12 protein-coding genes and 1 pseudogene are annotated in these 15,181 nt (G+C 36.2%); 10 read left to right on the top strand and 3 right to left on the bottom strand.

What is annotated here, in order from left to right:
• The first annotated feature begins 510 nt into the window (after positions 1-510).
• From ACIQ2D_RS07605 to ACIQ2D_RS07560, 10 genes are all read left to right on the top strand, one after another.
• Positions 511-1,668 (top strand): iron-containing alcohol dehydrogenase, encoded by a 1,158-nt coding sequence (locus tag ACIQ2D_RS07605; protein ID WP_402861832.1) that lies wholly within the window; start codon positions 511-513, stop codon positions 1,666-1,668.
• A 297-nt stretch (positions 1,669-1,965) separates the two neighbouring features.
• Positions 1,966-2,571 carry a TetR/AcrR family transcriptional regulator gene (locus ACIQ2D_RS07600; RefSeq protein WP_402861829.1) on the top strand — a complete coding sequence of 202 codons (606 nt, stop codon included), beginning with the start codon at positions 1,966-1,968 and terminating at the stop codon, positions 2,569-2,571.
• Between the two features lie 126 nt (positions 2,572-2,697).
• Positions 2,698-3,714, top strand: a complete 1,017-nt coding sequence (locus ACIQ2D_RS07595) for a zinc-dependent alcohol dehydrogenase (protein WP_402861827.1) — start codon at positions 2,698-2,700, stop codon at positions 3,712-3,714.
• A 434-nt stretch (positions 3,715-4,148) separates the two neighbouring features.
• A complete protein-coding gene (locus tag ACIQ2D_RS07590) occupies positions 4,149-5,168 on the top strand; it encodes a hypothetical protein (RefSeq protein WP_402861824.1) in 1,020 nt (339 codons plus the stop codon).
• A gap of 1 nt (position 5,169) precedes the next feature.
• The gene (locus ACIQ2D_RS07585) at positions 5,170-6,528 is read left to right on the top strand and encodes a hypothetical protein (protein ID WP_402861821.1); all 1,359 of its coding nucleotides are present in this window, start codon (positions 5,170-5,172) and stop codon (positions 6,526-6,528) included.
• Positions 6,525-6,806 carry a YkgJ family cysteine cluster protein gene (locus ACIQ2D_RS07580; protein ID WP_402861818.1) on the top strand — a complete coding sequence of 94 codons (282 nt, stop codon included), beginning with the start codon at positions 6,525-6,527 and terminating at the stop codon, positions 6,804-6,806. Before ACIQ2D_RS07585 ends, ACIQ2D_RS07580 begins: the two co-directional genes overlap by 4 nt.
• A 474-nt stretch (positions 6,807-7,280) precedes the next feature.
• On the top strand, positions 7,281-8,444 hold the full coding sequence (locus ACIQ2D_RS07575) for an iron-containing alcohol dehydrogenase (protein ID WP_402861815.1): 1,164 nt from the start codon (positions 7,281-7,283) through the stop codon (positions 8,442-8,444).
• A gap of 12 nt (positions 8,445-8,456) precedes the next feature.
• Positions 8,457-9,890 (top strand): APC family permease, encoded by a 1,434-nt coding sequence (locus tag ACIQ2D_RS07570; protein ID WP_402861812.1) that lies wholly within the window; start codon positions 8,457-8,459, stop codon positions 9,888-9,890.
• A gap of 2 nt (positions 9,891-9,892) precedes the next feature.
• Positions 9,893-10,465: a DUF3156 family protein gene (locus ACIQ2D_RS07565; RefSeq protein ID WP_402861809.1), complete on the top strand. Its 573-nt coding sequence runs from the start codon at positions 9,893-9,895 to the stop codon at positions 10,463-10,465.
• Complete coding sequence (locus ACIQ2D_RS07560) at positions 10,462-11,925, top strand: aldehyde dehydrogenase family protein (RefSeq protein ID WP_402861806.1); 1,464 nt, start codon at positions 10,462-10,464, stop codon at positions 11,923-11,925. The genes ACIQ2D_RS07565 and ACIQ2D_RS07560 overlap by 4 nt, the downstream gene beginning before the upstream one ends.
• A 319-nt stretch (positions 11,926-12,244) precedes the next feature.
• Here ACIQ2D_RS07560 and ACIQ2D_RS07555 read toward each other — a convergent pair whose 3' ends face one another.
• The 3 genes and pseudogenes from ACIQ2D_RS07555 to ACIQ2D_RS07545 all read right to left on the bottom strand — a co-directional run.
• A complete protein-coding gene (locus tag ACIQ2D_RS07555) occupies positions 12,245-13,237 on the bottom strand; it encodes an LLM class flavin-dependent oxidoreductase (protein ID WP_402861803.1) in 993 nt (330 codons plus the stop codon).
• A 273-nt stretch (positions 13,238-13,510) separates the two neighbouring features.
• Positions 13,511-14,494: a C40 family peptidase gene (locus ACIQ2D_RS07550; RefSeq protein ID WP_402861800.1), complete on the bottom strand. Its 984-nt coding sequence runs from the start codon at positions 14,492-14,494 to the stop codon at positions 13,511-13,513.
• A gap of 412 nt (positions 14,495-14,906) precedes the next feature.
• A pseudogene (locus ACIQ2D_RS07545) lies at positions 14,907-14,975 on the bottom strand (hypothetical protein); the annotation flags it as partial.
• Positions 14,976-15,181 lie beyond the last annotated feature (206 nt).

The raw sequence follows: 15,181 nt of genomic DNA, 5'->3' as shown, positions 1-15,181 counted from the left end.
CTGGCATAGTAGTGGTTTATGGATTTAGTATTTTTTGGATTACCGCGGCTTAGCACCAATATATGTATCTAGGTGTTTGATGAATGATTGAGAAAGGGCATCTCTTTTGAGAGGTGTTTTTTTATTTTGTTCGAAAATAGAAAGTCTACTTGTTGTACGAGAAAAGAATACAAGTAGTAAATCATCCTTAGTATTGTGATTTATATTAAAAATGATTTTTGTAAGGATTATTTTTTATATTGAGATAATGTTATTAGAATTGTACTTGTTGTGGAATGTCTGTAAATTTAACACTTTTCTTGTTTCTACATACTTTAATTAAATTAAAACCCAATTATTTATAAAATTCGAATTATAAACTCAAATCATTGAATTCTAAAAACTATTATTATATAATGATATTGAAAAATGAAAGCACTTACATAAAAGATATACATATATTAGTTTCAGTACTATATCTCCTATGTAACTAATTCTTTTTCAACAAAAAACTGAATGGAGTGTATTTTTATGACAAACAAACAAAGTGCATTTTATATGCCATCAGTGAATTTATTTGGACAAGGATCGGTTAATGAGGTTGGAACTAGACTTGCGGGTCTGGGTGCTAAGAAAACATTATTAGTAACAGATGCGGGCTTACACGGTTTAGGGATTTCAGAAAAAATTGCGAGCATTATTCGTGAAGCTGGCGTAGAAGTTTCGATTTTCCCAAAAGCAGAACCGAACCCTACGGATAAAAATGTTGAAGAAGGACTTGAAGCTTACAAAGCTGAGAATTGCGATAGTATCGTTACTCTTGGTGGCGGTAGCTCACATGATGCTGGTAAAGGTATAGGTATTGTCGCAGCGAATGGTGGAAGAATCCATGATTATGAGGGTGTAGATGTATCTGAAAAACCAATGGTGCCTCTAATCGCAATCAATACAACGGCTGGTACAGGTAGTGAAGTAACAAAATTCACAATCATTACAGATACATCACGTAAAGTGAAAATGGCAATTGTTGATAAACATGTAACACCAGCATTATCAATCAATGACCCAGATTTAATGGTAGGTATGCCACCTGCTCTAACGGCTGCAACAGGTTTAGATGCACTGACTCATGCGATTGAAGCATATGTTTCAACAGCAGCAACACCAATTACAGATGCGCTTGCAATCCAAGCTATTAAAATCATTCCAAAATATTTACCAAAAGCAGTAGCGAATGGACAAGATATCGAAGCTCGTGAACAAATGGTATACGCACAATCATTAGCCGGTATGGCATTCAATAATGCTTCACTAGGGTATGTTCATGCGATTGCACACCAATTCGGTGGATTCTATAACTACCCACATGGCGTATGTAACGCAATTTTACTTCCGCACGTATGTAAGTTCAACTTGATCTCAAGAGAAGAACGTTTTGCTGACATCGCAGTGGCATTAGGTGAAAACGTAGACGGATTAAGCACTCGTGAAGCGGCTGAAAAGGGTATTGCGAAAATCGAACAAATGGCTAAAGATCTAGGCATTCCAAGTGGTTTCGCAGAGCTAGGCGCTAAAGAAGAAGATATCGAAACTTTAGCTACAAATGCGATAAAAGATGCTACTGCAGCAACGAACCCACGTAAACCTAAATTACAAGAGGTTATGGAAATTATCAAAAACGCTATGTAATTTATTTATAATTATCTAAGAGACTATTCGTTGCTCTTAATACATGCATATTTAGTAAACAAAGTGTTAGTTTAAGTAATTGCTAGGGTGACAGCATTAAATAAAATACGTTAATAATTCAACCTACGTTATGATATAAGAAACAAGAGGCTGTTCCAAGACTAGATTTTATCTTCTTTTGGGACAGCCTTATTTTTTAACTAAGTTGGTAATGTCTACGGTGAATGCAAGGAGTTTTCTAAGCTCACGCATGTAGTATAATCTTCAATATGTTTATTAACTGTACGGGGTGATCATTTGTCAAATGAATTACACTTAGATTTACGTATACAAAGAACGCGAAAATTAATACGAAATGCATTTATAGAACTACTAGAAGAAAAAGAGTTTCACAAAATTACGGTTCATGCGATTACACAAAGAGCTGGAATAAATCGTGTGACATTTTATTTGCATTACAAAGATAGCAATGATCTAGTTGATAGTTTGTTAAACGAATTTCTAGCGGATATAGAAAAAATATTGTCCGATAAATTTGATAAAACATATAAACCTGGTGATGAGCTATTATCTTTAACTTTGTTATTAGAGCATATCGCAGAAAATGCCCGAATTTATAAAGCATTGCTTGTGACAAAACATATCCCGTTTTTCACACCTAAATTAATGGATTTACTATACGCTTTAATAGTAAATAACTCAGAAAAGCAGGCTATCCAAAGCGCAGAAGATTACCTAGGAACAGGCACTCCCTCAGATATTGCCGCTTGGTATGGGACATCCGCGATGATTGGTACAATTTCTATGTGGTTAGGAAATGATATGCCATATACGCCAGAATTTTTAGCACAACAAATTATACAATTGAATCCTTTTAAACTGGTAACTAGTAATCATTCATGAATTTTAAACTACACTTCATGCGTATCTGTAGTTTAATTAACAATTTGTAGATTATTGTAGATTGCTTAGTAGAATAGAAGCTACTACCATTAGGATGATTACTTAATGAAGTGAGGAGTGTTGAATATGAAGGTTGGTATTTATCATGGTCAAAATCAAGTTGGGGTAGAAGAGCGTCCTATGCCGAAAGTAGGGCCAACAGATGCATTGATTCGCATTTTAACAGGTGGTATTTGTGGAACAGATATCAATATTGTGAAAGCTGGATCTGAAATGGGAATTCGCTTTGGCTCAGAGTTTGGACATGAGATGTTTGGTGAAATCGTCGAAGTTGGCTCTGATGTAAAGGAAAATCTAACAGTTGGCATGAGAGTAGGGGTAAATCCAATTACCGCAAAACGTGCTGGGCGTCGTTATTCTTTAGAGGTTGGAGCTTTTTCACAGTATGTCTTAATTGAAGACGCTACATTAAATACTAATTTATTTGCATTTGATGATTCTGTTTCAGCACAAGAAGCGGTATTAATGGAACCAATGAGCGTGGGCTTCCATGGTGCTTTCAGTGTAGGGCCAAAGCATGGTGAAAAAATCGTCGTGCTTGGTGCGGGGCCAATTGGTTTATCAGCTGCTGCAGGTTTAATTGGGGAAGGTATAAAAGACGTATGTGTTGTAGATATTGACGACTGGCGTTTAGCGAAAGCACAAGAGCTCGGCGCATTAACGGTCAATACGATGAAAGAAACATTAGTAGAAGGGTTAGCGAAACATTTTGGTGAAGTCAATGTCTACGGAATCAACGTCCCAGATGTCGATGCGTTTGTAGATGCAGCTGGCGCACCTGTATTATTTGAGCAGGTGATGAAAATTGTAAAGCCGAATGCACGTATTGCCATCATTGCTGTTTATAAAAATGAGGTACCCGTTAGCCTAAGCCAAGTGATGAGTAAAGAAGTGAAAATCATTGGGGCAAGTGGCTATACAAATGAAGATATTCTAAAAGTTATTGACCATATCAATCAAAAGAAAACAAATGTCTCTACAATGGTGACGCACACATATAAATTAGACGATATTCAAAAAGCATTTGATACAGCTATTGCAGCTAAAGAAACGATTAAAGTGATTGTGGATTTGACTGAGTAATAAAAGTCGATATTTAGTTGTTTTAGAGGAGAGTTTACATGGAGATGTTTCTTAATGTGGGCTTTTTAAGAAAAATAGAATTATAAAGGGTGTCTATCAAACACTAAAAAAGAGTCAAATCCAATCAAAGATTTGGCTCTTTTTGTGTAGTCGATAATTTTATTACAGTAATGTCTTGCTAACTGCTTGTTATTGTGGTTTTTATCAAACAACCCCATCATGAGGAATTTGCACCCAATAAATTGTCGGAATTTATCGTCATCAGTTTCTTCAGTTACCATATCTAAATTGATATTTTTAATTATTAATTAGCCATTAATATCGAAAAATAGGTGAAAAAGTAAAAAAATAATTTAAATGATGAAAAGGTCATTATATGTCCAACCTATTATGGTATAAATGAATTATAAAATATTAGAAAGTGGGAAATTTACATGCCATTACCATTAATTCCGTTAATCGTTGCAGGAGCAGCGGCAGCATCAGCAGCAGTAGCAGGTAAAAAAGGATATGATTCTTATCAAAATATGCAAGAAACAAAAGAGTTAGCTCAATCATTAGAATCAAAATATAAAAAAGCCTACAGAAATTTTGAAGCAGGCCGTGATGAAACTAATGAAGCTTTTGAAAAGTATGGTATTTTGAAATTAGATATTCTTGATGGTTCAATGAAGGATTTTGTAGATACTTTTAAGCAAATTAAAAATGTGAATTTCAAAGGTGAAGCAGTTACTGATAATTTTGTTTCAAGCAGTGACATTAATGAATTTGTACTTAACATTGAAAAGCAAGTTCTTAAAGCAGGACAAGTAATGACAGCCGGGGTTGCCTCATTAGCGGGTGGTGGATTAGCAGCTATGGGTGCGGTTGGTGCTACGACTACATTTGCGGCTGCATCGACTGGTACTGCAATCGCTTCGTTGAGTGGTATTGCTGCTCAAAATGCTACTTTAGCGTTTTTAGGCGGGGGAGCATTAAGTGCTGGTGGGCTTGGTATTGCGGGTGGAACATTGGTTTTAGGGGGAATTGCATTAGCTCCTGCATTAGCTATAGGAAGTTTAATTTTTGCATCCTCAACAGAGAAAAAGTTAGAAGAAATGTATGCAAAAAAAGCCGAGGTAAATGCTGAGGTGGAAAAATTATACTCTGCAGCAAATGTAATGGCACAAATTAAAACTACAACAAGGAATATGCATAGCTTAGCAGATAGCACTAATAAATTATTCCTAGGAAATATTGAAAAGATGAAAGCTGTAATTCAACAAAGCGGAAAAGATTTCAGTTTTTATTCTACTGAAGCACAGACAATTATTCACAACAACTATAAATTAGCGATTATTATGCGTGATATTTTAAATACCACAATTTTAGATGAAAAAGGTAAATTAATGCCAAACCTTCAATCAGTAATCACAGCTGAAAAACGAAAAATTTCAGCTATTAAAGGCTACTAATATGGTTGCGTTACGTCAATCTGATATTGATTTTATTGCAGGACAAGTTGCTAGCGAAACCGTTGAAAGACAAGGAAACGCATTAATAGAAACAGTTGCGGGCAGTGAACAATTGGTTAAAGTAGCTAAACAATATATAAACTGTGCGAGTGATAAGACGCAAGGCCGCATGTTTGAAATTATTGAATCTACTAAATTTAATGCGAATGCTGCCAAAGCGGGGAGTATGTTACGGGCTGTGACGACTGATCAACTGGGCATGCCGCATCACGAGGCAGACATCTTCATACGTAATAGAAGTGGCGATGTGTTACGAGAAGTTCAGGCTAAGTCTGGTAATAGCCCAGCAGCTTTAGCTAGCTATATTAAGGATAAGAAATATGAAGGTATGGATCGCTTAGTAAACACAGAACATAAGGACCGTGTTAGTGAATTGATGGATAGCCGTATTGACAAACAAGGTGTTTATGCTGAGGATTACCGTGATGCACAAAAGCATTTGAAAGGTCAATTAGAGCATGATGGAATTAAAAGTGGCGGCACAGATTACGATGAAGCTAAACGGGCTGCTGAAAATCCAGAAGCCTTTGCTTCTCAAATGAACCGTGCTGAGTTCATTTCTGGAGCTAAAAATGCAATGTTAGGTGGAGCATTAGCGGGAGCTTTCGTAGGTGGCGCTATCAATACAGCTCAAGGTCTATATAAAGGTGAATTTTGTGTTAAAGAAACTGGAAAAGTTGCAGCAAATAGTGCAGCACGTGGAGCTGTTGTAAGTGGTGTATCCTATGGTTTAAAGTATTTAGGTAAAAATAATGTTTTAATGTCGGGAAATGTAGTCACTTCTCTTGCTAGTTCGGCAGTGAATATGACTGAACTTACTTATAAATTTTTAACAAAAAAAATTACGACTGAAGAATATGTTGAAGGTCTTGGAAGCAATGCTGTAAGTTGTTTTTCAGGTATTATTATGACTGCTGCCGGAGCCGCCTTATTTGGACCAATTGGGGCTGCTGTAGCAGGTACAGCGGCATTAATTGGCATGAAGCAACTATATAAAGTATTCATCACTGCTCGTGAGGATCTAAAATTAGCCAAAGAGGCACGTATGCAAGCCGAGGCTTTATCTGAAATGATTATTCAACAAGTTAAAGAAGAAGAAGCTTTGCTAATTGCCTATTATAAAGAATATGAGGCAACTTTCGTTGAATTAAAAAAACTAGTTGATTTAGCAATATTAGATGACAGTTTAATTGAGAAAGCTATCCTTTCTCTAGCAGATGGTTTAAAGGTGAAATTTAAGTATGAGACACTGGGTGAATTTGAATCATTTATGTTAAGTGATGAAGTGTTAGAATTATGAGTGTCTTTCCATGCACATCTTGTGGAGCTTGTTGTTCATCTATTGAAGGAATAGACTTCTTAGCGGATTATAATAACAACGGAAAATGTGATATGTTGAAAAATGATCGATGTACAATCTATGAATCTAGACCATTGCTGTGTAGAATCGATGAAGCCTACGATCAATTATTTTCAGATTTCATGACTAAAGAAGAGTTTTATTTTGAGAATGCAAGAGCCTGTAATCAGCTGCAAGAAAAATTAAATATTGATGAAAAGTATAGGGTGCATCTTTAATGTTTTGAAGCAGCGAAGTGCACGGATTACACTTTTATTTGCTTATATTAAATAGTTTTTACGAAGTACTATTAAATTTGCTCGTCTAATTACGACACTCTAAAAATATCATTTATTAAAAACTATATATGCTCTCTTCACTATGTGAAATATTTTAGAGGAGTAGCCTTCTCCTATATAAACCGTTATTTATCCATTTGGATAGATGGCGGTTTTATTGCTTTTAAGCGATATAAGCGCAACTATGAAAGGAGGTAGGAAGTAGATGAATAAATTGTTTAAACTATTCTTATCAGCGCTAAAGAGATATCTTTAATGTCACAACTAACCATTACGAACGATTACTAATCTCATTTTTTTACAAACAGTTAAAATTTCGAATTATATATTTTACTGTTTGTCCAAAATATATGATTCCTTTTACGAATATTATAAATTAATAGCAAAAGTAGAAGTTTGAGGAGGGATCAAAGGATGTTAGAAACATTTCAGTTTAATTTGTCAACTAGAATTGAATTTGGAAACGGTCAAGTAAATAAATTAGGAACTTATGTCAGAGAACTGAATGGAAGTAAAGTGATGCTATTAACGGATAAAGGGATCAAATCAACAGGTATTGTCGACAAAGTTACTGATCTTTTAGAACAAAATGATATTCAATATATTATTTATGATCATATTAAACCTAATCCAAGAGACAAAGACTGTAATGAAGCCTATCTTCTAGCAAAAAAAGAGAATGTTGATCTACTGATTGGTCTTGGAGGAGGTAGTTCAATGGATACTGCAAAAGCTGTTGGTGTCCTACTGACTCATGGGGGCGAAATCAAAGAATGGTACGGACTGAATGCGTTAAAACATAAAATTACTCCATTAATTTGTATTCCTACTACTGCGGGTACTGGAAGTGAAATCACTTTCTTTTCAGTCATCACTGATACATCTACTAAATTGAAAATGAACATCCTTGATAATAAAGTTGCGCCGGAAATTGCTATTCTTGATCCAGAACTTACGTTAACATTACCTCCGTCCATCACGGCTTCTACAGGAATGGATGCACTCACACATGCTATCGAAGCTTATACTTGTAACCTTTCTGAACCGATTACGGATGCTTTAGCGCTTTATGCAATTGATCTTATTGTTAAAAACTTATCTGAAGCAGTAAGAAATGGAAGTAATATCGAGGCAAGACGAAACATGCTTGTTGGAAGTCTGATAGCTGGGATTGCTTTTGGAAATTCAGATGTAGGTGGAGTACACTGCATGGCAGAAGCTTTGGGTGGATTGTATGATACCCCACATGGCGTTGCTAATTCGATGCTTTTACCTTATGTATTTGAATATAATATTCCTTCCGATATTGAAAAACATGCAAATGTAGCGAAATTATTAGGGGTACTTGCTGAAGGAAAAACAAATGAAGAAATTGCTTATGAAGGCGTATTGAAATTAAAAGAACTTGCAAACGAATTAGACATTCCTAAAATGAGAGATTTAGAGAATATACATGTAAAAGATTTTGAGTATTTAGCAGAAGGGGCTACTCAAAATGTTTCTGCATCTAGTAATCCAAGAAAAGCAACGAAAGAAGATTATTATAATTTGTTTATGAGAGCTTATTATGAAAACTAAAGGGGTGAATATATGGAAGATTTAAAGTTAAAAAGATCACTCGGATTTTGGGCAGCTTACTCAGCTTCCGTTGGACTAGTTGTTTCCGGAACTGCTATGGTTGTTCTTGGAAATGGCTATGGAATCGGTGGACCTGCATTTAGTATCATCGCATTAATTTCATTGTTTATCATATTGAGTGTTGCGTTATCCTACTCAGAAATGGCAGCTATGATTCCAGGGGCTGGAATGGTGGGAGAATATACGCTACCCGCTTTAGGAAAACTGCCTGCAATTTTTGCGGTGTTAGCAGGTTATATTGTTCTTGTGGGAACAGATGGTGGAACGAACATGATCGTTGGAGGCCAATCATTCGAAACGCTTACTGGAGTACCGTGGTATATTGCTGTCATTGTTATTTTAATATTTTTAACAGTAATCAATTTATTAGGTGTTTCTGTCTTTGGTAAAGTCCAGTCCGTTCTGGCAATTAGTATGATGATTCTACTTGGAGTAGTTGGGCTATTGGGCTTATCAGGAATCGGGACGCAGGAACAATTATCAGTAGCCCCACCATTTTCGCCTATTTCATGGCAAGAACAGTTGGGAACGTTAGGGATAGCAATTTGGCTATATATCGGGATGGAATTTGTTGCGCCACTTGCAGAAGAAATAAAGAATCCTGGTAGAAATATTCCTCTGGCTATGCTATTTGGGTGTTTTACAATTTGGTTAGTTGACTTACTTTTCGGTTTAGGCGTAACGAAGTATATCGGCTTAGATGAATTAGCTCAATCGACAATTCCACATGTTGATGGTGCAGCAGCAATGTTGGGGGAAACGGGATTAATTTTAATGGGCATTGTATCGATTGTTGCTGCAATCACGACATGTGATACTTATCTTGCTGCTGTTCCTCGAATGCTATATGGACTTTCTAAAGAGGGACTGTTACCAAAGGCTTTTTCTTACCTTCATCCAAAAACAAGAACGACTTGGGTTGGGATTTTTGCAGTAATTGGCTTAACGCTAATCGTGTTAATTTATGCATTTATGAATAATGCTAATATTGATTTTGTGACAACAATGATTTCAGTCGCTTGTAGTACCTGGTTAATGTCTTACATTATTACACAAGTAGATGTTCTAGTTTTACGTAAGAAATATCCAAATGCACACCGTCCTTTTAAAACGCCATTATATCCACTTCCGCAAATTATTGGGATTACGGCATGTGTCTATATGATTTATACGTTGTACGTAGATTTAGCTGTATTAAAAATCTCAGTGATTGTAATTGCAATTATCCTCATTTTAAGTATTGCGTATCTAAAAGGAACGGGTCAAAAACTATTCCAACCGGTCCCACTTGAAAAAGTATTTGAAGGAATTCAGAAACGAAGTGAATTAGATACTGCCTATACAGCTGATCTTGAGCAATCATTGGACAATGAAGCAGGAGGTTAAACATGGGGATCTATTCTATTATCGACAATAGGGCTTGGAATTCATTAGGGATTGTTACCGATGAATTTAAAACATACACTGCAGTGACGCGAAAAGAGATTAATCGGATTGAACTAGATGTAGAGAATTTGGGCATTAAAAGTATGTATTCTTCTTACAAAGTAATGAATAAATGGATGGGAAGAATTTATCTTTTTAAATGGAGTTGTATGATTGAAGATTACGAAACGGCTAGTAATGTTACAATTAAATTGCAGTATACCGGAAAATTCTCGAGTACTAAAGAACCGAAATTTTCTTCTTCATCAAGTAATCCTTTAGTTACGCTATTAAATCAAGATCAAGAGCTAATTGAAATCTGTAGAGCTATTGATTTTGAAAAACTAGAACTAGTCTATTCTAAAAAAGATAATGCTTGGAACATCGAAATTTGGCCGAATTATGGTGATTTTATATGGATGCTAATTCCTCCTGTACGCTACTTCAGAAAACCGAATGTTGAAGAAATCGGTCAAACAATTCAATTAATTCAAAGAATCCGAGAGGTTTTAAATAAAGGGGACATTGCTCAATGAATGTGAAAAAAATGTATATCAATAATCAATGGCTTTTGAGTCATAGTGGTGAAACAAGAGAAATTATTAATCCAGCTACTGAGGAAGTAATTGCTATAGTTACTGAAGGGACAATTAGCGATACAAAAAATGCCATCGAAGCGGCTCATGAAGCTTTTTACACTAATGGGTGGGGAGAGTCACACGCAAGAGAACGGGCAGCATTATTATTTAAACTGGCAGACAAACTTGAAAGAGAAATTGAATCGTTTGGACAGCTAGAAACTTTAAATAATGGAAAACCATTAAGAGAATCAAGTTATGATGTTGAAGATGCTGTCGATCAATTTCGTTATTATGCAGGTTTAGCAACGAAACCTACTGGACAAGTATATGATGTGCCCGATAATATTCAAGCTTTTGTTGTCAAAGAACCTGTTGGTGTGGCAAGTCTCATTGTTCCATGGAACTACCCTTTAGTCATGGCTGTTCAAAAATTGGCTCCTGCTCTCGCTGCTGGCTGTACAGTTGTGATCAAACCAGCAGAACAGACGCCACTTAGTTTAATTAAGTTATTTGAATTGGTCAATGAAGTGGGGTTCCCACCAGGTGTAGTGAATTTAGTCCTTGGTGCAGGCGGAACAGTAGGTGCGGAGTTAGCTAGAAACCCACTAGTGGACAAAATTGCATTTACTGGAGGCACAGTAACGGGTAAAAAAATCATGAAAAGTGCTGCAGATACACTAAAAAATATCTCGCTAGAACTAGGTGGGAAATCACCAAATATTGTTTTTGAAGATGCCGATTTTGAAACAGCAGTTGACTATGCACTATATGCGATTTTTGCGAACCAAGGTCAAGTATGTTCAGCTGGTTCGAGATTATTAATTCAACAATCACTATACGAAAAATTCATTCCTGAATTAGTTAGAAGAGCGAACGCAATACAAGTAGGGGTGGGGACTGATCCGGAAACGGAAATGGGTCCACTCATTTCAAAACAACATATGGAAAAGGTTTTAGATTATATTGAAAAAGGAAAAGAAGAAGGCGCAGAACTAGTTTGCGGTGGTCATCAATTATTTAACAAAGGCTACTTTGTTGCCCCTACAATTTTCATCAATACGCATACTGATATGACCATTGTGAAAGAAGAAATTTTTGGACCTGTATTGGTCGTTCAAACTTTTGAGAATGAGGAAGAAGCAATTAAATTAGCAAATGCTTCGGACTTCGGACTTGCAGGAGCTGTATTTACATCTGATGGAGCGAAAGCCCAAAGAGTGATTCGTAAATTAAGAGCAGGAATTACCTGGGTGAACACCTATCATCCAACGTTTAACGAAGCACCATGGGGAGGCTACAAACAAAGCGGCATCGGTAGAGAACTAGGCACATTCGGATTAGAAGCCTTCCAGGAGGTAAAACAGGTAAATATTAATCTAGATGTTCAGCCTAGTGGATGGTTTAAGAATAAATAGATTTTATAGTAGTTTGATTAGAGAACGGAAAAACAAAACGGGGCTGTCCTAAAAGAAAAAAGTATGCAGAGTGTAGCTGTTTTTCTGATATACAGGTAAAAATCCGCGTAGACTCCTGCGGGAACATCATTTGCGACGAAAGCGTGAGTGAAACGTAGCGGCAGGAGCACGCACGAGACGTAAGACGCAACAAACCGCGCGTAGCGAGGGTTGCGACTTACGCTGTGCCCGCGGAAAGCGAAGCGGATTTTTGCCATATAGAAAGCTAGTTGTTCTGCTTAAAGGACATCCCCGTTTTGCTTGGAGAGGGTATTATAGCTTAAAGCATCTCATTTGCAAGAAGGCGATAACTGTTCAGGCGGTCTTCGATTGAAAATTGATTGCAATTGAGCATAGCTTCATCAAATCCAAACTGCTCCTTCTCAAGGTAAAGTTGTTCTGAGACATCTTTTGCTGTCCCAATGAGCATCAGGTGACGGTTATTTTGTAAAAAGATTTTATCCATTTCCGACAACGGATAGTCTTTTGCTTCTTCTGGTGAAATGCCTTGCATAATACGCCCGCGCATTAAATTTAGACGGGAGATTTGAATTGGAAGTGCTAAATATTCAGCTTCCTCACGCGTGTCTGCAATAGTCGCTGCGTACGTGACGATAATTTTTGGCTTTTCCATAAAATAAGAAGGCTGGAATGCCGCTTTATAGGCATCGAAAATTTCCTTTGATGCCTGTCCGTTAAAGAACTGCGCAAACGAGTAACCGACACCTGCCTGACCTGCCTGACGCGCACTTTGACCACTTGAACCGAGCAACCAAGCCTCAGGTAGCTGTACTTTGGTAGGTGATGCAATAACCGCATCATAAACGGGTTCACCTGTTTGTTGTTCATTCATTAAACGCAAAATAATTTCTAATTTATCGTACTGCTCCGTTACTTCCGGGCGACGACCACTAGCGAGCGCATTCATGGCAGGCCCGTCTCCACCAGGCGCTCGACCTGCGCCAAAATCAATCCGACCAGGGGCAAGAGCAGCCAATGTTTTAAACACTTCTGCAATTTTGTAAGGTGAGTAATGCATCATCATGATACCACCTGTGCCAACGCGGATTCTATCTGTTTTGGCGGCTAAATAGGCCGCCGTTACTTCTGGTGCAGAACTGGCAAGGGAAGTGGTATTGTGATGCTCGGCTAACCACAATCGTTCATAGCCTAGTTTGTCTCCTAACTGTGCCAGTCGAACACTTTTATGTAACGCTTCCGTGGACGTACTGCCCTTGGAAACAGGTACTTGATCTAATATACTTAATTTCATGAATATCCCTCCGGAAGTGTAATCTAAATAAGCGTAACGAAATTGCGGGCGAAAGTAAAAATATTGAACTTATTATTAATAGTTTCGATAAAGAAGGATGTCTTAAAAGTAATGAATTCTAGAGAAATTCAGAGGGAAGAAGATTATAAAAGATATATTCATCAAAAATTTACATTAAATATATCATTCCTGCGCTTTATTAAATTAAAAACGGGGCTGTCATCAAAAGTCATTCATTATGACTTTTGGGACAGCCCCTTTTTGTGATAGTAATTAGTTTAAACGACCATAACCTGTGAAGTGATCTTCCCAATAGGCTCCGTCAATTTTACTAATTTGTACGTAATAACCACTTGCAGAAATCATTTGATTATTGCCAATATATATACCGACATGTGAAATGCCAGATTTATATGTATTACTAAAGAATACTAAGTCTCCAATTTGTGGTGTAGAAACAGGTGTAGATGCATTGTAGAAGCCTGCTGATGATAAACGAGGCGTTGAAATACCAGCTTTATTGTAAACATAAGTAATAAAACCTGAGCAGTCAAAGCCACTTGGTGATGCCCCACCGAAAACATATTTTACGCCTTTTAATTGTTTTGCAATTGAAGCAATAGTGTTCCCTACCGATGAAGTAGGGGAAGTTGGCTTTGATACTGATGGAGAATTTGATGAGCCACTAATAATTAATTTTTGACCAACTGAGATTTTTGTAGAAGATAAATTATTTAATTTCATGATGTTTTGATACGAAATGCCGTATTTACTACCAATTTTAGATAATGTATCGCCTGATTTGACTATATAAGTAGATGTATTACTTGATACAGCTGAATTTGATGGTGGATTTGTTGTAGAACCTTTAACTACTAGTTTCTGTCCAACATGGATTAGAGTTGAAGATAAATTATTCCACTCCATTAAAGTTTTATATGAAACACCATATTGACTACCAATTTTTGATAATGAATCCCCAGATTTTACTGTATATGACGTCGTAGAACTTGTAGTTTTAGTAGTAGATGTTTGATTTTCACCAATTATTAATTGTTGTCCAGGGAAAATTAAAGTAGAAGTTAAATTGTTTGAATCCATAATTGTTTTAGATGAAATGTTGAATTCTTTTCCTATTTTAGATAATGAATCGCCTGATTTTACTGTATATGTAGCTGCTGAAGCTTGTCCAACAGATGTTAATAAGACAGTTGTACCTACTGTTAACGCTGCTAGCTTTGATGACCATTTATTCATAATATTATATTCTCCTTAATGACTGTTACTTGCAGGTAATATAATATCATTTTAATATAACAATTTTGTATCATAAATATAACAAAAATGATAATTTTGTAATATTTAAAGATTTAGTTCGATAAGTAGCTAGAATTGATAAAAATAGAAGTAAAATGATAAAAAACAATTGTTGATGATTTTAAAAATGATAAATAATAAATTTTTTTATTATTTTTTTGATTCACGAGGCTTCTTTTTTCTGGAGTTTCACTATGCTCTAATAGATATTTTACATCATTAATAAAAATGAAGGAACATAGCCTAAAGCGTTATATAGGGATCACACTCGGCATAATTGACATGCATGGAGATAAAAAGAAATGACTCAATCAAATGATCTCTAAAACATGCAAACTATTCTCTTTAAAGTTCATGCAGGACAAGTATGATGATGCGAATTTCGTGCAAGAAGTAGTTTAGATTTGACGCTTATTCGTTTGCCACTTACTCAAGATAATCCAGTAAAAGAGAAACTCAAGGAATCCTTAACAGATATGCCTGGTTAAAGATCACTTTTGCAGACATCGCGACATTTCGCTACGATAAGTACAGGATTCACGTTTTATTAAAAAAGTAAATGAATTTCAACAGGCACATTTTATTTAGTTAGCTTGAACCTATATTTCTAAAGCAGTTAGGATGCTC

It is taken from the genome of Lysinibacillus sp. NPDC097287 (assembly GCF_044761695.1).
Taxonomy (GTDB): domain Bacteria; phylum Bacillota; class Bacilli; order Bacillales_A; family Planococcaceae; genus Lysinibacillus.
This window is presented reverse-complemented; position numbering and strand designations above follow the sequence as displayed.